Consider the following 20,619-nt stretch of genomic DNA (forward strand, 5'->3'; position numbering starts at 1 on the left):
ACCGTCGGGCAGGCGGGCTCAGCGCTTGCCGAGATCGAGCTGGATGGCGCGGGCGCCACCGGGGGCGAAGACGTCGATATCGACGGTGACCGGATCCTGCACCATGCGGCGGGTGCGGGCGGACAGCGCCAGGACCACGCCGAGCAGATCGCCGACGCTGCGCTTGCGCGGCAGCATGCGGCCGGTAATGCCGGCCAGCACGCGGTTGCGCGTGGCCATGTCCTCGTTGAGCAGACTCGAGCGGCCGACAAAATTGGCCAGCTCGGTCAGGGCAGTACGTTCGCTCATTGGGCTACTCCAAACACAGGCGCCAATTTGCTTCCCCTCGTGGCCGGCGGCTCATCGGCCCCGGCTCGTCTTGTCAGTCTCGTTCCGGTTCAGCTCAGCTTTGCATGGCCAGGCAGGCCAGGTTCTGCTGCTTGAGCTGGTTGCACATGGCGGTGGCGTCGTCGCGGCCGCCAAAGCCGACAAAGCGGGCGCGATAGAACACGCTGCCGTTCTTTTCGAAGCGCTCCACATAGGAGCGGAAATCATTGAGGCCGCCGGCCTTGCCAGCCGCGTCGGCAAGCATGGCGCGGGCACTGTCTTCCGACGGACCGGCACCGATCTGCACGACCCAGCCGCCTGGCGTGGCGCCGGCATCAGCGGTCGGGACGCTGCCCGAAGTCAACAGGTCAACCGGCTGGCCTTCTGCCGGGGCGCCCGTATCGGCGGGTGGTACATAGCCCAGTGGCGCCGATGGCGGCGTCTGGCCGAGCGCGCTGGGCGGGGCGCCCAGATTGTAGGTATCGCTGAGCCAGGCGCCGATGACGTCCTGGGTGGGCACGGCCGGCTGCGGGGTCTGCGAGGGGGCGCCGAGGGTATTTGCAGCCTGCAGGGCTGGCTGCAGGCCAAGATCGGCCGGGATGGGCTGGGGCAGTGGCGCCGTGGTGGCGACGGCCAGCTGCGGGGCGACCTGGGTCTGCGGCTGGGCGCCATTGGCGGCCACCAGCTGCGCCAGGCGGAAGCCGGGCAGGGGCATGGGCATGACAAAGACCGGCACGGGTGGCGACTGGGCCACGGCGACCTGCACGGTGCCCTGGCTGCCGGGCATGGGGATCATGGCGGTGCGCAGATAGTCGCCGCGGCGGCCCTTGGGCAGATAGCTCGAGACCAGCTGGCGGACCTTTTCGTCGCGCGAAGCCGAGGAATTGAAGCCGAAGGCGACCACGACGATATGGCGGTTGTCCTTGCGGGCGGCGGTCAGCAGGTTGGAGCCGGCGGCATTGATATAGCCGGTCTTGATGCCATCGACGGCGCCGAGATAGCCCAGCACGCGGTTGTGGTTGCCATAGGTGGACTTGCCGTAGCTGAAGCTCTTGGTCTGGAAGAACTCATAATAGCTGGGGAAGTGCTGATAGATGGCGATGCCCAGAATGGCCTGGTCGCGCACCGTGGTCAGCTGGCCGCCATCGGGCAGGCCCGAGGCGTTGCGATAGGTGGTGTTGCGCATGCCCAGGGCGCGGGCCGTGGCCGTCATGCGCTGGGCGAAATTGCTCTCGGAGCCGGAAACGTGTTCGGCGATGACGCGGGCCATGTCATTGGCCGACAGGGTGACCAGCGACTTGATGGCGTCTTCCACCGTTATGGTGGCGCCGGCGCGCAGGCCCAGCTTGGTGGGCACGGCCGCAGCGGCATGGGCCGAGACGGTCATCTTGGTGGACAGCTTGAGATTGCCGGCGCTCAGTTCCTGGAACAGGACATAGAGCGTCATCACCTTGGCGACCGAGGCGGGGTAGCGCCGGCTGTCGGCGGCCTCTTCGTAGAGCACATTGCCCGATTTGGCATCGACGACGATGCCGGCATATTTGCGGAGATTTTCGATGGCCTGAGCCGGTGCTGCAGCGTGGGCGCTGACAGCCAGGGCAATTAGCGTTGCGGCAAGGGCGCGCAGAAATGCAACGCGCCATGGGGTTTTCGCCTTGAAAGCCACCCGGTACTCCAACTCTTCACTCTCGGGCACAACAGTGCCCGTACGCAACTACGACAACTCGGGTTCTGGTACGGTCCGGGGAGCCCCACGCGTCCGGATCGACCAGTAAGTCATCATCCTTAAGCCGGGCCCGTTACTATTCCGTAAAATGCCATCGATTTCTGCGAGAGGGCGGAGAGCCAGAGGCGACGGCGCCGCCGTTCCGGCGCGGGCAGTTGCCGCGCTACCGTCGGCGGGCGCGCGCGGGGCGGCAAAAGCAGGGGATCCGCGCCGGCCCTGCCGGCGTATAAGGCCTTGCCGGACCGGGCTTTTGCTCCCCTCACAAATTCGGGATGCATGGGCCCTTAACACGGGCTGGATTTTGCCTACATAATGGCTCCCACCAGCTGCTTCGTTTTTCTCACGACAGATGATTTTTGCCATGACCTTGAAGAGACGCCACGCCAAGACCGATGAGGTGCCGACCGCCCGGGGTCTGGTGCCTGGCCCTACCATGGCAGGGCCCAAGAGCGAGGATCCGGGCAAGGGTGATACCGATACCGGGACCATCACCAAGACCCGACCCAAGACCAAGCGCCCGAGCCTGTATCGGGTGCTGCTGCTCAATGACGATTACACGCCGATGGAATTCGTCATTCTCGTGCTGCAGGACGTCTTCAACAAATCGCGTGAAGACGCCATGCAGATCATGCTGCACGTTCACCAGAAGGGGGTCGGTGAGTGCGGCGTATATCCTTACGAAGTGGCCGAGACCAAGGTCACCCGCGTAATGGATACGGCACGCAAGAACCAGCATCCGCTGCAATGCGTGATGGAAAAGCAATAGGAACATCATATGCCCTCATTCTCCCGCGGACTTGAAAAGGCTCTGCATCAGGCAATGAACCTGGCGCGTGAGCGAAACCATGAGTTCGCCACGCTCGAACACCTCTTGCTGGCCCTGACCGACGACCGTGAAACGATCGCCGTTCTGACCGGCTGCGATGTCGACGTCGATGCGCTCAAGAGCGACCTCGAGGACTTCATCAATGAAGAGCTCGACAGCCTGATCGTCCCCAATGGCCAGGATGCGCGGCCGACCGCCGCGTTCCAGCGCGTCATCCAGCGCGCCGTCATCCATGTGCAGTCGTCCGGTCGCGAAGAGGTTACCGGCGCCAATGTGCTGGTGGCGATCTTTGCCGAACGCGAAAGCCATGCCGCCTATTTCCTCGAACAGCAGGACATGAGCCGGCTGGACGCGGTCAATTTCATCAGCCACGGGATCACCAAGTCCGGTCCCAGCGAGGAGCGCAAGGTGCATGGCGCCGAAGATGGTGAGAACCATGCCGAAGGCGGCGCCGAGGCCAAGAAGAGCTCGGCGCTGGCCGATTTCGCCGTCAACCTCAACGAGAAGGCCCGTGCCGGCAAGATCGACCCGCTGATCGGGCGCGATGCCGAACTGCGCCGCACCATCCAGGTGTTGTGCCGGCGCTCAAAGAACAACCCGCTCTATGTCGGCGATGCCGGCGTGGGCAAGACCGCCATTGCCGAAGGCCTGGCCCGCAAGATCATCGAGGGCGACGTCCCCGAAGTGCTGCGCGAAGCGGTGATCTATTCGCTCGACATGGGTTCGCTCCTGGCCGGCACGCGCTATCGCGGCGACTTCGAGGAACGCCTCAAGGCGGTGATGAAGGAGCTCGAGAAGATGCCGAATTCGGTGCTCTTCATCGACGAGATCCACACCATGATCGGGGCCGGCGCGACCTCGGGCGGGGCGCTCGACGCGTCCAACCTGCTCAAGCCAGCCTTGGCCAGCGGCGCGATCCGCTGCATCGGCTCGACCACCTACAAGGAATATCGGCAGTTTTTCGAGAAGGACCGGGCCCTGGTCCGGCGCTTCCAGAAGATCGACGTCAACGAGCCGACGATCCCGGACGCCATCGAGATCGTCAAAGGCCTGCGCCCCTATTTCGAAGAGTTCCACAAGATCAAGTATACCGACGAGGCCCTCAAGGCCGCGGTCGAACTCAGCGCGCGCTATATCAATGACCGCAAGCTGCCCGACAAGGCGATCGACGTGCTCGACGAGACCGGCGCCGGCCAGATGCTGCTGACGCCCGACAAGCGCAAGAAGATCATCGATGTCGAGGACATCGAGGCGACCATTGCCACGATCGCGCGCATTCCGCCCAAATCGGTCTCCAAGTCCGATGCGGAAATGCTGGGGAGCCTTGAGACCAACCTCAAGACCGTGGTATTCGGCCAGGATGCGGCGATCACGGCCCTGTCCTCGGCGATCAAGCTGGCCCGGGCCGGCCTGCGCGAACCGGAAAAGCCGATCGGCTCTTACCTCTTCACCGGGCCAACCGGCGTGGGCAAGACGGAAGCCGCCAAGCAGCTTGCCGACACCCTCGGGGTGGAGCTGTTGCGTTTCGACATGTCGGAATACATGGAGCGCCACACGGTCAGCCGGCTGATTGGTGCCCCGCCGGGCTATGTCGGCTTCGACCAGGGCGGCCTTCTGACCGATGGCGTCGACCAGAACCCGCATTGCGTGGTGCTGCTGGACGAAATCGAGAAGGCCCATCCCGATCTCTACAACATCCTGTTGCAGGTGATGGACCATGGCAAGCTGACCGATCACACCGGCAAGTCGGTGGATTTCCGCAATGTCATCCTGATCATGACGTCCAATGTGGGCGCCATGGAGCTGGCCAAGAGCCCGATCGGCTTTGGGCGCAAGCGCGAGCAGGGCGACGACGAAGAGGCGATCAACCGCCTGTTCAGCCCGGAATTCCGCAACCGGCTCGACGCGATCATCTCGTTTGCCCCGCTGCCGCGCGAAGTCGTGCGTCGCGTGGTCGAGAAGTTCGTGCTGCAGCTGGAAGGCCAGCTGGCCGAGCGCAATGTCACCATCGTGCTGCAGCCCGCAGCCGCCGACTGGCTGGCCGAACGCGGCTATGATGAACGCATGGGCGCGCGGCCGCTTGGTCGCGTGATCCAGGAATATATCAAGAAGCCGCTGGCTGAAGAGGTGCTGTTCGGCGAACTGGTCAATGGCGGCACGGTCACCGTGGCGGTGGTCGGCGAAGGCAAGGATGCCAAGCTCGAGCTGATCGCGGCGCCGCCGCGCGCCGCCAAGCCCAAGGCGCTGCCCAAGCCGAAAAAGCCCAAGGCCACCGTCGACAAGGACTGATGTCCCCAACCAACAGAAAAGAGGCCCGGAGCGATCCGGGCCTTTTTGTTTGCGAGACTTCGGGGAGGTCAAGCGACGTCAGCCGGGCCCGATCAAAAATACCCGTTGGCGCTACGAACTCAAGATTTCAACAGCCGATGCTGTCAGTCTGAAGCTGAAGCCGATGGGGGCGTAGGTCAGCTCGACGCTGTTGGCGACGCCGGTGATGCCGCCGCGAAGCAGCCTTGTGCCAAATCCCAACGATGACGGCTCACGCACGGGCGGTCCGCCGGCCTCCCTCCAGGTCAGGTTGAAAACCGATCTGCCGTCCACCGTCGCCGTCGTCGACTGGATTTCCAACCGCCCCTCGGGCACCGAGAGTGAGCCATATTTGACGGCATTGGTGGCGAGTTCATGCAAGATAAGCGCCAGCGACAGAGCGGCTTTCGGCGCGAGTTCGATGTCGGTGCCGACAATGGAAATCTGATGCTCGTTGCTGCGTCCATAAGGCGCCATTGCCGTCTCGATCAGCTTGAGCACCGAAGCGCGTTCGCCTTTTCCCCGCAGCAACAGATCGTGGGCGCTGGCAAGCGCGACCAGCCGATCATTGATCAACTGTTGGGCCGCGCGAATGTCGGGCGCGCCGCGCAGGGTCTGATTGACGATGGCCTGCACGACGGCCATCTGGTTCTTGATGCGATGTCCCATTTCCTCGCTGAGCAGCGCCTGCATCTTCTCGACGTTGTGTCGCTCCGTGGCGTCGACGACCTCGACAAAAATAGCGTCGACCTGGCCATCGGCGTTCCGCATCGGCTGATAGACGAAGTCCATCACCCGTTCGGTGCTGGTGCCGGTCTCGGGATCGAGTACGGTAATGGGGACGCCCGAGCCGACGAAAGGCTCGCCGGTCGAATAGACGCGATCGAGCAGATCAGCGAAACCTTGCTCCAGCAGGTCTGGCATGACCTCGGCAACGGGTTGCCCCACGAGGTCCCTTTTCGCTACAAGCCGCTGATACGCCGAGTTGGCCACTTCGAATATGTATGTCGGCCCGCGCAACACGGCGATGGCGCTGGGAGCCTGCTCGAACATCTCGGTCAGGCGCTGCGCGTCAGCTTGCCGGGCCTTTGCTTCAGCAACCTTCGCGGTGATCTCAAGGGCGGTACAGAACATGCCCGCAATATGATCGTCGTGGTCGTGGACGGGCGTGTAACCGAACGAAAAATGCGTCTCGACCTGCTGGCCGTGTCGGGTCATCAGGAACTCGATGTCATCCATGTAAGTCGGGATGCCGGCATAGGCGGCATCCATTATCGGACCAACAGCCTCGATAATGTCGGCCCAAACCGCCGAGAAAGGTTTTCCGAGGGCCCAGGGGTGCTTGTTGGCGCACATGGGCGCGTAGCCGTCATTATACAGCATGATGCGCTCGGGGCCCCAGGCGATAAACATCGGCTGCCCGGACATGAGCATCACCTGCACGAGGGTCCTCAGGCTACCCGGCCAGCTGTCTGGCGGACCCAAGGGTGTCGCAGACCAATCCATCGCCCGTATGCGCTGGCCCATCTCGCCGCCGCCGGCCAGAAATTTCAGCGAAGGCACTGGCAATGATGACATCAGAGTCCCTTGGATGGCGTCAAAGACAGCCGTGGAAACACAGGCTTAGACCGAATGGTACAATGAAGATAGCTGGCGGCGTGCCCCCGGTAAACAGCCCCAGGACATTGCGCAGCGTTGCTCAGAATTGACGATGGTCGCTTAGAACTGGTTCCCGTTCAGCCCATGACCTTGCCGGGCTGCCGAGCATGGTGGTGACCGCTTGGTAGCAAAAGCGGTGATTGCGTAAGCGTTTTCTGCGCAAGCCAGCCATTCACCATCGCGGCTTGCGCTGTGGCGTGGCCTTGACTAGGTCACGCAGGCCGAAAGAAGTCGCCGGTTGGTATCCCGGTCCCTGCGCTGTGCAGGCTTCGTCGCAGTTTCTGCGGTCCCACTGGCACCAACCCTCGTTTTATGGGGCTGGTGCTGACGTGGGAATGGTCTCCGTCAGTCCGCTCTTGATGGAGACAGTATGCCGAAGAAAACCCAGCTTACCCTTACCCTCATCATGACCTTCTTGATGGCCCTCACCATGAGCGGCGTGATGGGGTTCATCAATGCCGGGCCGGCTTTCGTGGCCCATTGGCCAGTATCATTCCTCACCGCCTGGCCGATCGCCTTCGTCGTCAGCCAGGTCGTCAATCCGCTGGCCTTCAAGCTCGCCTTCATCGTGGCGCCGCCGCGCCGCGCGTAACAGCATGGTTACGGGTTCGGGCCGGCCTGACAGGGCTGGTCCGGATGGCCGGCTGCCGGACGCCCGCGTGATCAGGCCATGACCTTGGCCGGGCGGCGGACGATGAAGGCGATGAGGAAGCCCAGATAGATCAGGCCCGGCAGCAGCAGCGCATTGATGCCGGCAAAGGCATAGCCGAGGCCGCCGAGCAGGCCGCCCAGCAGCAGCGAGAACCAGACCAGCAGATGCTGGGCCCAGCGCCAGGGCGGGGCGAGGCCACGCAGGGCGCGGGCGAGATCCTGGCCGGCGGCAAACAGCGTGCCGGTGACGAAGGTGGTGCCCAGCCGCACCGAGCCGGTGGAGGGCAGGATGGCGTTCTGCGCACCGGCGCCGGCCGCCAGGAACAGCATGAACTGGCGCGGCGGGCTGCCCAGGGCGGCGCCGATGAGGGTGGCCAGGAAGCTCAGCACCACCAGCGCCGTGACCAGGCTCGAGCCCCAGCGCGGCCCGGCCAGCAGCGCCAGCAGCGAGCCGAGCAGGCTGCCGGCAAAGAACAGGCCGACCAGCGAGCCGGTCAGCAGCGCCACCGACCAGTCGCCCAGCGCCAGGGCATCGCCGAGCTGGGTGGTGTTGCCGCTGACAAAGGAGGTGAAGTGGCCGCCCAGCTCGATGAAGCTGACCACATCGGAAAAGCCGGCCGAGGCAGTGAGCAGCAGGCCCAGGCTGAGTTGCGGCGTCGGTGTCATGGTGGTGTCTGACCTGTGAGTCGCGCGCGAAAGCTGCGCCCCTGAAACTGGCCCCTGGCGCGGCGGACGGCAAGGGGCCCCTGCGGCCTGCGCTACGGCAAATGTTAACAGTTTGCTAACCAGTCCTCACCAATCCCCGCTGTTCCCGCTGCCCACACTCGACAAGAACAAAGCTGGAACATATAAGAACATTATAGCAACACGGGAGATGCAGATGCTTACCTTCATCAAGGACTTCGCCGCATTCGTTACGCTGGGCGCCTTCACCATCGGCTCGCTCACCTGGATGGATATCCTGGCCCGACTCGTGTGACCCTGCCTGTGGATTGCAGCGTCGGGGCGGTATGATCCGCCCCCCGCGTCCGTCATAAGGTGTGTCATGACAGGTCCCGGTTTCATCCATCTGCACGTCCATTCCGCCTATTCCCTGCTTGAGGGGGCGCTGCAGCTCGACACCATTCTTAAGCTGGCCGACGCGGACGCCCAGCCCGCGCTCGGCATTGCCGATACCGGTAACCTCTTCGGGGCGCTGGAATTTTCGGAAAAGGCCAGCAAGAAGGGCATTCAGCCGCTGGTCGGGGTGGAGCTGGCCATCGACTTTGCCGCCGGCGAAGAGCGCATCAGCGAGCGCGGGCACGTCGCCTGGTCGGGCAAATCCAGCGTGGTGCTGATCGCCCAGACCGAGACCGGGTTCGGCAACCTGTCGCGGCTGGTGTCAAAATCCTATATCGAGGGCGATGGCGGCACGGCTCGGGCGCAGCTCGACTGGCTGAGCCGCGAGCGGCTCGAGGGCCTGATCTGCCTGAGCGGCGGGCCCGAGGGCGCAGTGGACATGGCCTTCGCCCAGGGGCAGGACGGCAATGCCATCCGGCGCCTCGATCGGCTGGCCGAGCTGTTCGGCGAACGCTTCTATATCGAGCTGCAGCGGCATGGCCGGGTGCAGGAGGCCGCCGTGGAGCCGCGCCTGGTGGACTATGCCTATCGCAAGGGCATTCCGCTGGTGGCCACCAATGAGCCCTTCTTCAAATCGGTCAAGGAATTCGAGGCGCATGACGCGCTGCTGGCGATTGCCGGTGGCACCGTGCTGGCCCAGACCGAGCGGCGCAAGCTCAACGACCAGTACTATTTCAAGACGCGTGCCGAGATGGCCGCGCTCTTCTCGGACCTGCCCGAGGCGCTCGATTCCACCGTCGAGATTGCCCGGCGTGTGTCCTATCGACCTTTAACGCGTAAACCGATCCTGCCAAAATTTGCCGCCGCGCCTGACCTCAGCGAAGAGGATGCGGTGGCGGCCGAGGCCGATGCCTTGCGCGCCATGGCGGAGGAGGGGCTGCGCAATCGCCTCGCCAATCCGGGGCCGGCGCCGGGCAAGACCGAGGCAGAATATTGGGAGCGGCTGGAATTCGAGCTGGGCATCATCCAGTCCATGCAGTTTCCCGGCTATTTCCTCATCGTGGCCGATTTCATCCGCTGGTCCAAGGCGCAGGGCATTCCGGTCGGGCCCGGCCGCGGCTCGGGCGCCGGCTCGCTGGTGGCCTATGCCACGACCATTACCGACCTGGATCCACTCGCTTACAACCTTCTGTTCGAGCGCTTTCTCAATCCGGAACGCGTCTCGATGCCCGACTTTGACATCGACTTCTGCCAGGACCGGCGCGAAGAGGTGATCCGCTATGTGCAGCGGAAATACGGTACCGAGCAGGTGAGCCAGATCATCACCTTCGGAACGCTGCAGGCGCGCGCCGTGCTGCGTGACGTCGGCCGCGTGCTGCAGATGCCCTATGGCCAGGTCGACCGCATCTGCAAGATGGTGCCGGCCAATCCGGCCGATCCGTGGTCGATCGAGCGGACCATGAAGGAAGTGCCCGAATTCAAGGCCATGGCCGACGAGGACGAGACGGTGGCCGACCTGGTCGCCATTGCCAAAAATCTCGAGGGCCTGTTCCGCCACGCCTCGACCCATGCCGCCGGCATCATCATCGGCGACCGGCCACTGCATGACTTGGCGCCGCTCTATCGCGACCCGCGCTCGGACATGCCGGTCTGCCAGTACAACATGAAGTGGAGCGAGGCGGCGGGCCTGGTCAAGTTCGACTTTTTGGGCCTCAAGACGCTGACCACGGTGCAATATGCCGTCAATATGGTGAACCTGGATGGCGGCAGTTTCCGCATCGAGGATATCCCGATCGACGACAAGCCCACCTATGATCTCTATGCCAAGGGCGACACGTTTGGCGTGTTCCAGGTCGAAGGCGCGGGCATGCGCCGGGCGCTGCTCGACATGAAGCCGGACCGCTTCGAGGACATCATCGCAATCGTGGCGCTCTATCGCCCCGGTCCGATGGACAATATCCCGATGTTCTGCGACCGCAAGCACGGGCGCGAGGATGTGGAATATCCGCACGAGGACCTCTCCAAGGTGCTCGACGAGACCTATGGCATCATCGTCTACCAGGAGCAGGTGATGCAGATCGCCCAGCTGCTCTCGGGCTATTCGCTGGGCGAAGCCGATATGCTGCGCCGCGCCATGGGCAAGAAGATCAAGGCGGAGATGGATGCGCAGCGCGAGCGCTTCCGCGAGGGCGCCATCCGGCACGGGCTCAAGCTCGGCCAGGCCGACACCATATTTGACCTGCTCGCCAAGTTCGCCAATTACGGCTTCAACAAGAGCCATGCGGCGACCTATGCGCTCGTCTCCTACCAGACGGCCTATCTCAAGGCGCATTACCCGCACGAATTCCTGGCGGCGTCGATGACGCTGGACATGGGCAATACCGACAAGCTGGCCGAGTTCCGCAGCGAGGCCAAGCGGCACAAGATCGCGCTGGTGCCGCCCTGCGTGAATGGCTCGCAGGTGGTGTTCTCGGTCAAGGACAAGCAGATCCTTTATGGCCTCTGCGCCGTCAAGGGCGTCGGCCGCCAGGTCGCCGAGCATATCGTGGAAGTGCGTGGCGATACCCCCTTCAAGGATCTGGGCGACTTTGCCCGCCGCGTCGATCCGCGCGTGCTGTCCAAGCGGACGCTGGAAACCCTCTGCAATGCCGGGGCCTTCGACGCCATCGTGCCGCGGCGCGAGGTGGCCTTTGCCGCCATCGAGGCGGTGATGGGCATGGCCCAGTCGCTGACCGCCGAGCGCAATGAGGGCCAGTGGAACATGTTCGACGCCGGAGAACCGGAAACCGTGCGGTTACCGGAGGGCGTGCCGGGCTGGAGCACCACCGAGCGGGCCGATCGCGAGCTATCGGCCTTCGGCTTTCACCTCTCGGCGCATCCGCTCGACGCCTATTCTGACATGTTCGACAAGCTGCGGGTGCAGCGCTGGGCCGATTTCGAGCGCGCCGTCAAGGATGGCGCCTCGGCCGGACGGCTGGCCGGCACGATCAGCGGGCGGCAGGACCGGCGTACCCGCAAGGGCACGCCGATGATGATCCTGACCCTGAGCGATCAGACGGGGAGCTTCGAGGTCATCGCCTTTTCCGAGCAGATCAGCCAGTTCGGGCCGATCCTGTCACCGGGCAAATCGGTGATCCTGCAGGTGGGCGCCGACGAGCGCGCCGAGGGCGTCAGTCTCCGGCTGCTCTCGGCCGAGCCGATCGACGGCATCGAGGACAAGATCGACCGCCAGCTGACGGTCTTTGCCGCCAGCGCCTCACCCCTGGGCTCGATCAGCGCCCAGCTCAAGCGGGGCGGCGAGGGGAAGGTGAACTTCGTCGTCATCCGTGATGGCGGGGCACGGGAATATGAAATCGAGCTGCCGGGGGCCTATCGGCTGACGGCCGAAGTGGCAGGGGGCATCAAGGCGCTCGAGGGCGTGACGGATGTGCGGTTCCACTGAGGGCATTGCACCAGCCCAAGCCCACCCCGCCGAATAATCCTATGCAGCCGGCGTCGCCAAGGCTTACGCTGCCTGCGCATTATATCGGAGCGGGAGAGCGGTTTTGGACCACAAGCGACTGGGTAATAGCGGCCTGAAGGTCTCGCGCCTCTGCCTTGGCTGCATGACCTATGGGGCTCCCGACCAGGGCAATCACTCCTGGACCCTGCCCGAGGAAGAGAGCCGGCCCTTCATCCGCCAGGCGCTGGACCTCGGCATCACCTTCTTTGACACCGCCAATGTCTATTCCGACGGCAGTTCCGAGGAAATCCTGGGCCGCGCCTTCAAGGATTTCGTGCGCCGCGAGGACATCGTCCTGGCCACCAAGGTCAATGGCGCCACCCGCCGCACCGATGCCAATGCCACCGGCCTCTCCCGTCGCGCCATCCTGCGCGAGATCGACGCCTCGCTCGAACGGCTGCAGACCGACTATGTCGACCTCTACCAGATCCACCGCTGGGACGATGACACGCCCATCGAGGAGACCATGGAGGCGCTGCACGACGTCGTCCGCTCCGGCAGAGCCAGCTATATCGGCGCCTCGTCCATGTCCGCCTGGCAGTTCTCCAAGGCCCAGTATGTCGCCAGGCTGAATGGCTGGACCCCCTTTGTCTCCATGCAGAACCAGCTCAGCCTGCTCTATCGCGAGGAGGAGCGCGAAATGCTGCCGCTCTGCGCCGACCAGGGCGTCGGTATCATCCCGTGGAGCCCGCAGGGCAGGGGCCTGCTCACCCGCCCCTGGGGCCAGGCCACCGGTCGCTCCGGCACCGACAATGTCATTCCCAAGGTCTATGGCGACACCGCCGAGATGGATCATGGCATTGTCGATGCCGTCCAAGCCGTCGCCCAGCGACACGGCGTCGCCATGTCCCAGGTCGCCCTCGCCTGGGTCCTGCAAAACCCGCTGGTCACCGCGCCGATCATCGGCGCCTCCAAACCGGGGCATCTGGCCGATGCCGTGGCCGCGCTCGACCTGAAACTCAGCCCGGAAGACATCGCCGAACTGGAAGGGGCCTATCGGCCAAGGGCGGCGGTGATCTAGGGCGGGAATCGACCCCATCGCGGTCGTTTGACCTCTGATCACAAGACGCTTAAAGCGGCCATTAACAAACTCACCTACGGAGCGTTGCGATAGGGTTCTGGTTCGACCATTGTTCGACAGTGAGCGGGGAAACACTATGCGTGGCGGATTGTTGTTCTTGTACATGGCCATCATTCTATTTGGGTTTGCCGCACATGGCTTACTCTCGGATGGCGTACTACCTTTGCAGCGGCATTCCAGTCAGCTAATCCTACGTGCTGAGCAGCCTTTCTGGTTCGGCTTAACGATACTGCTTTATGCAGCTGCGGGCATGCTTATGACCGGAGTTTCGGCCTTTTTGTTCTGGTCGCTGCGTAAAGAGAAAGCAGCTGAGGAGCGGTTTTTTCGCCAGCGCAAGTTCCTGCAGTAAACGGTTCCCCACCCGAGGCTGCTCTTGCCGCTCGTTTGCCAAAACCTGCCCGTCAGCATTCCACCCCAACGTGACGATCAAGCCCGGTCCGCCCCGGCATCTGTGGGACCTGTGGCACGTCATCCCGTAATCGTCGGTAGACCATGTGCTCCTCGCCCAAGCGTGTCGAACCAGCCCTGCGCCACTCGTCGCCATGATGCCGGCTGCTGACACATCTCGTCAGCCTGCCGGCGCAGAGCTACACTCAGCAAGGCCCGCCTGGCGCGCGGGTTCAGGTACGGGACCGATAGATGAAGCCGTTTCACCAGATCCTGGCCAATAACCTTGTGGCCAATATCACCAATTTTACCGTCTGGTTCGCCATCACGTTCTGGACCTTTCTGGAAACAAGGTCGGTCTTCGCGACCGGCATGATCGCCGGCGTCTATCTCGTGCTCACCGCGGGTTTCGGCTTCTGGTTCGGCTCGATCGTCGATCACAATGCGAAAAAGACGGCCATGCTGGGCTCGAGCGTGGTTTCGGCGCTGTTCTACGGGGCGAGTCTCGTCATCCTGCTGCTGGAGCCGGAAGGTGCCTTTGCCGACCCCTATGGCCCCTATCTCTGGGGCTTCGTGCTGCTGGTGATGCTGGGGGTGATTGCCGGCAATATCCGCTCCATCGCCCTGACCACGCTGGTGACGATCCTGGTCCCCGAAGGCGAGCGCGACAAGGCCAATGGCCTGGTCGGCATGGTCTCGGGCATCGGCTTTCTCACCACCTCGGTGATTTCGGGGTTTCTGGTGGCCTATACCGGCATGCTGGGCGTGATCGGGCTGGCCCTGGGCTCCACAATGCTGGTGCTGCTGCATCTTGGCCTGGTGCATATCGATGAGGGTCGCGTGGCGCCGAGCGCCGATGACCCGGCCGAGCCCCGGCGCGTCGATATTGCCGGCACCATCAGGGTGATATCAGCCGTGCCGGGCCTGTTTGCGCTGATCTTTTTTGCCTGCTTCAACAATTTTCTGGGTGGCGTCTTCATGGCCCTGCTCGACGCCTATGGGCTGTCACTGGTGAGCGTCGAGGTCTGGGGCCTGCTGTTCGGCGGACTGTCGACCGCTTTCATCCTGAGCGGCATCATCATCGCCCGGACCGGGCTGGGCAGGAACCCGCTGCGCACGCTGCTGCTGGTCAACCTCATCACCTGGTCGGTCTGCTGCGTGTTCACGCTGCAGTCCTCGATCTGGCTGCTGGCGGCAGGCTGTTTCGTCTGGATGCTGTTGGGGCCCTATGCCGAGGCGGCCGAACATACCACGCTGCAAAAGGTGGTGCCGCTGGAGCGGCAGGGGCGGGTGTTCGGCTTTGCCCAATCGGTGGAGCAATCCGCCTCGCCCGTGACGGCCTTCCTGATCGGGCCGCTCACCCAGTTCGTGGTCATCCCGTTCATGACCGATGGGGCAGGGGCGCGATCGATCGGGGACTGGTTCGGTACCGGGCCCGACCGGGGCATCGCGCTGGTCTTTACCCTCGCCGGCCTGGTCGGCGTGCTGGTGACGGTGCTCGCCTTCAATTCGCGGCCCTATCGCGACCTGTCGCGGGCCTATGCTGCGGGCAAGGACGATGACGACGCGGACGGCGGCGCGGCCGTGGCCAGTCCCGCCTGAACCGTAAGCGTGCGGTTACCGGTGCGGGGCTGGCGCCGTGCCGACGCGGCGACGAATGTGTCCATCTTATCCCCGCAACTGGAACTGCGCGCATACTCTGCCCATCACCCCATACGGCGGCCTGCAGGCGAACAGTGGTGGGGTGAGCCGGGTGGAGGTTTTGCCTCTTCCACAGGTTCCACGCTTCGGTTGCGACAGGGCGAGCGTTCCTTAGGACCGAACAGTTCCAAAAACCGGCGCCCCGAGACGGCTGTCGTCTCACTATTTAACTTACTCAGGGGCGATTGCCGTCTCGGGGTCCGCTCTTGTTGTGAAAACCGCGTTTCAGGCGGCGCCTTGGCATAAGTGCTATCCCGAGCGGGCAGGGCGCAGGTACTTGCCCTTTTCGACCGCTTCGCCTATATCGCCCCTGCGTTCGACCGTGTGTCGGCGCGATTTCACACACGAGGCAGGTATTTTCGGGCAACCGGAATGCCATCCGGTGGCGGGCAACCGCCGCAAGGCCTCGTGGCGGCATCAACCGGTAAACAGGAGCAGCCCCAATGGCACTGCCCGATTTTTCTATGCGTCAATTGCTTGAAGCTGGCGTTCACTTTGGTCACCAGAAGCACCGCTGGAACCCCAAGATGGAACGCTACATCTTCGGCGTTCGCAACGACATCCACATTCTCGACCTGAGCCAGACGGTTCCCGTGCTGAGCCGCGCGCTGCAGCTGGTCTCCGACACCGTTGCCGATGGCGGCCGCGTGCTGTTCGTTGGCACCAAGCGCCAGGCCGCTCCACTGGTCGCCGAGGCTGCCAAGCAGTCGGCCCAGTATTTCGTCAATTCGCGCTGGCTCGGCGGCACGCTGACCAACTGGCAGACGATTTCCAAGTCGATCGCCCGTCTGCGTGAACTTGAAGCCATGGGCGATGACGAACTCGCGCTGCGCACCAAGAAGGAACGCCTGATGATGAGCCGCGAACAGGAACGCCTCGAGCGCGACCTGGGCGGCATCAAGGACATGGGCAACCTGCCATCGCTGCTGTTCGTGATCGACACGAACAAGGAAGCCAATGCGATTAAGGAAGCCCGTCGCCTGGGCATTCCGGTCATCGCCATTGTCGATACCAATTGCGATCCCGATACCGTCGACTACGCCGTTCCCGGCAATGACGACGCCTCGCGCGCACTCGAGCTCTATACCTCGCTGATCTCCCGCGCGGCGATCGACGGCATCGGCCGTTCGTCCTCGGCGCTGGGTGCCGATGCCGGCGCCCGTGAGCAGGCCCCGGTTGAAGACCTGCCGGTCGAAGCCCCTGCCGCCGAAGAAGCGCCTGTCGCGCAGCCCACCATCAACTAAGTTCGCGCCCCGCGGATTTTGTCCTGATTTTGAACGATGCGGCCCCTGCAATGGGGCCGCCAAGAGGTGAACCCATGGAAATCACTGCAGGAATGGTCAAGCAGCTCCGCGACGCAACCGGCGTCGGGATGATGGACTGCAAGAAGGCCCTGGCCGAGACCAATGGCGAGATGGAAGCGGCGATCGACTGGCTGCGCACGCGCGGTCTCGCCAAGGCCGCCAAGAAGGCCGACCGCGTCGCCGCTGAAGGCCTGGTTGGCATTGCCAATGCCGGCACCACGGCTGCCGTTGTCGAAGTGAACTCGGAAACCGATTTCGTTGCCCGCAACGAGCAGTTCCAGACTATTGTCGAAAACATTGCCAAGCTGGCGCTCGACGCCAAGGGCGACGTCGCCAAGCTGGGCGAAATGGCCTATCCCGGCACCAGCAATACAGTTTCGGTTGAGCTGGGCGAAGCCATCGCCAAGATCGGCGAGAACATGAACCTGCGCCGCACCGAGTTCGTCTCGGTCAGCGACGGCGTCGTGGAAAGCTATGTCCATAACGCCGTCAAGACCGGCCTGGGCAAGATCGGCATTCTGGTTGCGCTGGAATCGACCGGCGACAAGGCTGCCCTGTCGGCTCTCGGCAAGCAGCTGGCCATGCACATTGCAGCCACCAATCCGCTGTCGATCGATCCCGAAGACCTCGACCAGACCGTGGTGGCCCGCGAGCGCGCCATCATTCTCGAGCAGGTCAAGGAATCGGGCAAGTCGGCCGAGATCGCCGAAAAGATGGTCGATGGCCGCATGCGCAAGTATTTCGAGGATGTCACGCTGCTGGCGCAGACCTTCGTGATCGATGGCGAGACCAAGGTGCGCGATGCGATCAAGAATGCTGAAAAGACCGTCGGCGCGCCGATCAAGCTGACCCGCTTCGTGCGCTTTGCCCTGGGCGAAGGCATTGAAAAGGTCGAGACCGACTTTGCGGCTGAAGTGGCCGCCACTGCCGGCGTCAAGAAGTAATCCTGTCGTCGCTTATTGCGGGTGGGCCCATGGGTCCACCCGCTGTTCTCCCCAAGCCGCCTTGATTTGGCCGGGGATTGAGCACAAGACCCTGCCTGAGTTTGTTTTGCCCGGTGCGGCGCTTTCTTTTGAAGGCGCTTTTGCCTTAGTGTCTGCCGGGCCGCCGGATTCGGTGCCCCGCGCTGTTTTCCGTAAGGGGTTCGTCGATGGTGCCTGCCTATAAGCGCATTTTGCTCAAGGTATCGGGTGAGGTGCTGGCCGGTGACCAGTCGTTTGGTATCGAGCCGGAATTCCTGCAATCGGTCGCCAAGCAGATCGCCGATGCCGCCAAGAACGGCACGCAGATCGCCATCGTCATCGGCGCCGGCAATATCTTTCGCGGCATGGCCGTGGCTGCCAATGGCACCGACCGGGTCACCGCCGACCTGATGGGCATGCTGGGCACGGTGATCAATTCGCTGGCGCTGAGCAATGCCATCAGCCGGCAGGGCGTCAAGTCCAAGGTGTTCTCTGCGCTGACCATGCCGTCGGTGGCCGACAGCTTCACCGCCCGCGCTGCCAAGGCGGCGCTGGACGAGGGCTTTGTCGTGGTCTGCGCCGGAGGCACCGGCAATCCCTTTTTCACCACCGATACAGCCGCGGCGCTCAAGGCGATCGAGCTGGAATGCGACGTGCTGCTCAAGGGCACCAAGGTGGACGGCGTCTATTCGGCCGATCCCAAGAAGGACCCGACCGCGACCCGCTACGATACCGTCAGCTATGACGAAGTGATCGGGCAGAACCTCAAGGTCATGGATACTGCCGCATTCGCGCTTGCCCGCGACAATGGCTTGCCGATAATCGTATACGCGCTTGACGACGACGCTGGCCTTGCCGGTGTGCTGGCGGGAACCGCCCGCTCCACCCGCGTGGGCTAGACGCGCCAGACTGGAAGGACGAAAGAATGGCCTACGACCTCACTGACATCAAAACCCGCATGCAGAAGTCCATCACGTCCCTCAAGGACGAGCTGGCGGGCCTGCGCACGGGACGCGCCAGTGCCAGCCTGCTGGAACCCGTGACCGTGGAGGCCTATGGCTCGCGCACGCCGCTCAACCAGGTGGCGACGGTGACGGTACCCGAGGCGCGCATGCTCAGCGTGCAGGTATGGGACCGCAGTCTGGCCAATGCCGTGGAAAAGGCCATTCGCGACAGCGGGCTGGGGCTCAACCCGATGGGCGAGGGGCAGATCATCCGCGTGCCGCTGCCTGAGCTCAATGAAGAGCGCCGCCGTGATCTGACCAAGGTCGCCCACAATTATGCCGAAGCCGCCCGCGTGGCGGTGCGCCATATCCGTCGCGACGGCATGGATGCGCTCAAGAAGGCGGAAAAGGACGGCGACATGGCCCAGGACGATGCGCGCGCGCAGTCCGACCTGGTGCAGAAGGCCACCGATGCCGCCGTGACCGAGATCGACCACGTCGTCGCGGCCAAAGAAGCCGAAATCATGCAGGTTTGAGCCGAACCGGCTGCGCCGGGAGGGCGTAGATGTCGATTGATCCAGCCATCGTCGCCGACCCAGCGCAGCGCGCATCCCTGCGCGTGCCGACGCATCTGGGCGTCATCATGGATGGCAATGGACGCTGGGCCACGGCCCGCGGCAAACGCCGCACCGAGGGGCATATCGAGGGCGTCAAGGCGCTCCGCAGCATGGTTGAGCTGTGCATCACCTATGGCGTGAAATACCTCACCGTGTTCAGCTTCTCGTCGGAGAACTGGTCACGCCCGCGCGAAGAAGTGGCGTTCATCTTCAACCTGCTGCGCCGGTTTGTTGCGTCAGACCTGCAGCGGCTGATCCGCAACAATGTCAAGGTGCGCATCATCGGCACGCGGGCAGGGCTCGAGCCGTCGCTGGTGCGGCTGATCGACGATGTCGAGGCCAAGACGGCCGACAATACCGGGCTGGTGCTGGTGGTGGCGTTCAACTATGGCGCCAAGGCGGAAATTGTCGACGCCACCCGCTCGATTGCCCGCGAGGTCGCCGCCGGGCGGCTGGCGCCGGACGATATCGATGAGGCCACGGTCGAGGCGGCGCTCTATACGGCGGGCCTGCCCGATCCCGACCTGATCCTGCGCACCAGCGGGGAGCAGCGCATTTCCAATTTCCTGCTCTGGCAGGCGGCCTATGCCGAGTTCGTCTTTGTCGACGAGCACTGGCCCGATTTCAACGAGGCCAGCTTTGTGCGGGTGCTCGAGACCTATGCGCAGCGCGATCGGCGTTTCGGCGGGACAGGGGCGGCACGATCTTGAGTGAACCTGGCAATCGTGTGCCTGAGCCGTCCGGGGAGCGTCGCCGCCTGTGGTCCGACCTGGGGCCGCGCCTGATGTCGGCGTCGGTGCTGATCGCCCTGACCGCGGCCGCGCTGCTGGTGGGCAGCTACTTCTTTGCGGCCGTGGTGGGGGCGGTGTTTGCCGGCGCCTATCGCGAATGGGAAACCATGGTGTCACGCGCCCCGCTGACCAGCACCGGGATGGTGTTGATCGGGCTGGTGGCGCTGTCGGGCCTGGTATTCCCGCTCTGGGGCGCCTGGAGCAGTGTGGCGGTTATCGCCGTTGCCTGCGGCATCGCGCTCGTCGCCCGGGGCGAGGGAATGTGGTGGCGCGTGCTGGGCCTTGCCCTCTATGGCGCCATTGTCATCGCGGCTTTGGCTATGCGGGGTGACAGTTTTGCCGGGGTCTGGGCCGGGGTCTATCTGGGCACCGTGGTTTGGATGACCGATTCGGCTGCCTTCTTTGCCGGAAGGCAGATCGGCGGGGAAAAGCTGGCGCCCGACATTTCGCCGGGCAAGACCTGGTCGGGCGCGCTGGGCGGGCTGGCGCTGGGAACCGGGGCAGGGCTGGTGGTCTGGGTTCTGGTCACGGATTCGCCGTGGTGGATCGGCCTCGTGCTGTCCGCGGTGATCAGCGTGCTCGGGCAACTGGGCGATCTCAGCGAAAGCGCGGTCAAGCGCCATTTCCGCGTCAAGGACAGCGGCGATATCATTCCGGGCCATGGCGGGTTGATGGATCGGCTCGACAGCCTCACATTCGGCATCTTGCTGGTGCTGATCATCGGCACACTGCATGCCGGTTTCGGGTCGGTCGCCCAAGGACTGCTCTACTGGTAGTCTGGCGACACCGCTGACCG

17 protein-coding genes are annotated in these 20,619 nt (G+C 63.8%); 13 read left to right on the forward strand and 4 right to left on the reverse strand.

Going from position 1 to position 20,619, the window contains the following annotated elements:
- Window positions 1-18: 18 nt before the first annotated feature.
- Together AC4NN3_RS02665 and AC4NN3_RS02670 are read right to left on the reverse strand one after the other, a co-directional pair.
- Entirely contained in the window at window positions 19-288 is a 270-nt protein-coding gene (locus AC4NN3_RS02665; protein ID WP_491925576.1) for a hypothetical protein, read from the reverse strand.
- A 94-nt stretch (window positions 289-382) separates the two neighbouring features.
- Window positions 383-1,972, reverse strand: a complete 1,590-nt coding sequence (locus tag AC4NN3_RS02670) for an SPOR domain-containing protein (protein ID WP_491925577.1) — start codon at window positions 1,970-1,972, stop codon at window positions 383-385.
- Window positions 1,973-2,465: 493 nt separating this feature from the next.
- On the opposite strand from AC4NN3_RS02670, the gene clpS reads away from it, so the two are divergent.
- Window positions 2,466-2,798 carry an ATP-dependent Clp protease adapter ClpS gene (gene clpS, locus AC4NN3_RS02675; protein WP_491926450.1) on the forward strand — a complete coding sequence of 111 codons (333 nt, stop codon included), beginning with the start codon at window positions 2,466-2,468 and terminating at the stop codon, window positions 2,796-2,798.
- Between the two features lie 9 nt (window positions 2,799-2,807).
- The gene (gene clpA / locus AC4NN3_RS02680; protein ID WP_193335677.1) at window positions 2,808-5,147 is read left to right on the forward strand and encodes an ATP-dependent Clp protease ATP-binding subunit ClpA; all 2,340 of its coding nucleotides are present in this window, start codon (window positions 2,808-2,810) and stop codon (window positions 5,145-5,147) included.
- 111 nt (window positions 5,148-5,258) lie between these two features.
- Here the strand turns inward: clpA and AC4NN3_RS02685 are convergent, their stop codons facing one another.
- Window positions 5,259-6,743, reverse strand: coding sequence for a sensor histidine kinase (locus tag AC4NN3_RS02685; RefSeq protein ID WP_491925578.1), 1,485 nt, complete (start codon window positions 6,741-6,743; stop codon window positions 5,259-5,261).
- A gap of 451 nt (window positions 6,744-7,194) precedes the next feature.
- On the opposite strand from AC4NN3_RS02685, the gene AC4NN3_RS02690 reads away from it, so the two are divergent.
- Window positions 7,195-7,416, forward strand: coding sequence for a DUF2798 domain-containing protein (locus AC4NN3_RS02690; RefSeq protein WP_491925579.1), 222 nt, complete (start codon window positions 7,195-7,197; stop codon window positions 7,414-7,416).
- A gap of 71 nt (window positions 7,417-7,487) precedes the next feature.
- Here AC4NN3_RS02690 and AC4NN3_RS02695 read toward each other — a convergent pair whose 3' ends face one another.
- Window positions 7,488-8,141, reverse strand: a complete 654-nt coding sequence (locus AC4NN3_RS02695) for a YoaK family protein (RefSeq protein WP_491925580.1) — start codon at window positions 8,139-8,141, stop codon at window positions 7,488-7,490.
- Window positions 8,142-8,520: 379 nt separating this feature from the next.
- On the opposite strand from AC4NN3_RS02695, the gene dnaE reads away from it, so the two are divergent.
- The 10 genes from dnaE (at window position 8,521) to AC4NN3_RS02745 (ending at window position 20,599) form a co-directional block, all read left to right on the forward strand.
- Window positions 8,521-11,976, forward strand: coding sequence for a DNA polymerase III subunit alpha (gene dnaE / locus AC4NN3_RS02700; protein ID WP_491925581.1), 3,456 nt, complete (start codon window positions 8,521-8,523; stop codon window positions 11,974-11,976).
- A 163-nt stretch (window positions 11,977-12,139) separates the two neighbouring features.
- The gene (locus tag AC4NN3_RS02705) at window positions 12,140-13,057 is read left to right on the forward strand and encodes an aldo/keto reductase (RefSeq protein WP_491926451.1); all 918 of its coding nucleotides are present in this window, start codon (window positions 12,140-12,142) and stop codon (window positions 13,055-13,057) included.
- A 157-nt stretch (window positions 13,058-13,214) separates the two neighbouring features.
- On the forward strand, window positions 13,215-13,466 hold the full coding sequence (locus tag AC4NN3_RS02710; RefSeq protein ID WP_491925582.1) for a hypothetical protein: 252 nt from the start codon (window positions 13,215-13,217) through the stop codon (window positions 13,464-13,466).
- A 290-nt stretch (window positions 13,467-13,756) separates the two neighbouring features.
- Window positions 13,757-15,106: an MFS transporter gene (locus AC4NN3_RS02715; protein WP_491925583.1), complete on the forward strand. Its 1,350-nt coding sequence runs from the start codon at window positions 13,757-13,759 to the stop codon at window positions 15,104-15,106.
- 542 nt (window positions 15,107-15,648) lie between these two features.
- Window positions 15,649-16,449 carry a 30S ribosomal protein S2 gene (rpsB, locus tag AC4NN3_RS02720; protein WP_491925584.1) on the forward strand — a complete coding sequence of 267 codons (801 nt, stop codon included), beginning with the start codon at window positions 15,649-15,651 and terminating at the stop codon, window positions 16,447-16,449.
- 74 nt (window positions 16,450-16,523) lie between these two features.
- Window positions 16,524-17,453 (forward strand): translation elongation factor Ts, encoded by a 930-nt coding sequence (gene tsf, locus AC4NN3_RS02725; protein ID WP_491925585.1) that lies wholly within the window; start codon window positions 16,524-16,526, stop codon window positions 17,451-17,453.
- Between the two features lie 206 nt (window positions 17,454-17,659).
- Window positions 17,660-18,370 carry a UMP kinase gene (pyrH, locus tag AC4NN3_RS02730; protein WP_491925586.1) on the forward strand — a complete coding sequence of 237 codons (711 nt, stop codon included), beginning with the start codon at window positions 17,660-17,662 and terminating at the stop codon, window positions 18,368-18,370.
- Between the two features lie 26 nt (window positions 18,371-18,396).
- Window positions 18,397-18,951, forward strand: a complete 555-nt coding sequence (frr, locus tag AC4NN3_RS02735; protein ID WP_193335694.1) for a ribosome recycling factor — start codon at window positions 18,397-18,399, stop codon at window positions 18,949-18,951.
- 29 nt (window positions 18,952-18,980) lie between these two features.
- Complete coding sequence (gene uppS / locus AC4NN3_RS02740) at window positions 18,981-19,742, forward strand: undecaprenyl pyrophosphate synthase (protein WP_491925587.1); 762 nt, start codon at window positions 18,981-18,983, stop codon at window positions 19,740-19,742.
- Between the two features lie 17 nt (window positions 19,743-19,759).
- A complete protein-coding gene (locus AC4NN3_RS02745) occupies window positions 19,760-20,599 on the forward strand; it encodes a phosphatidate cytidylyltransferase (protein ID WP_491925588.1) in 840 nt (279 codons plus the stop codon).
- The last annotated feature ends 20 nt before the right edge of the window (window positions 20,600-20,619 follow it).

It is taken from the genome of Devosia sp. MDV22-iso42, from assembly GCF_058629155.1.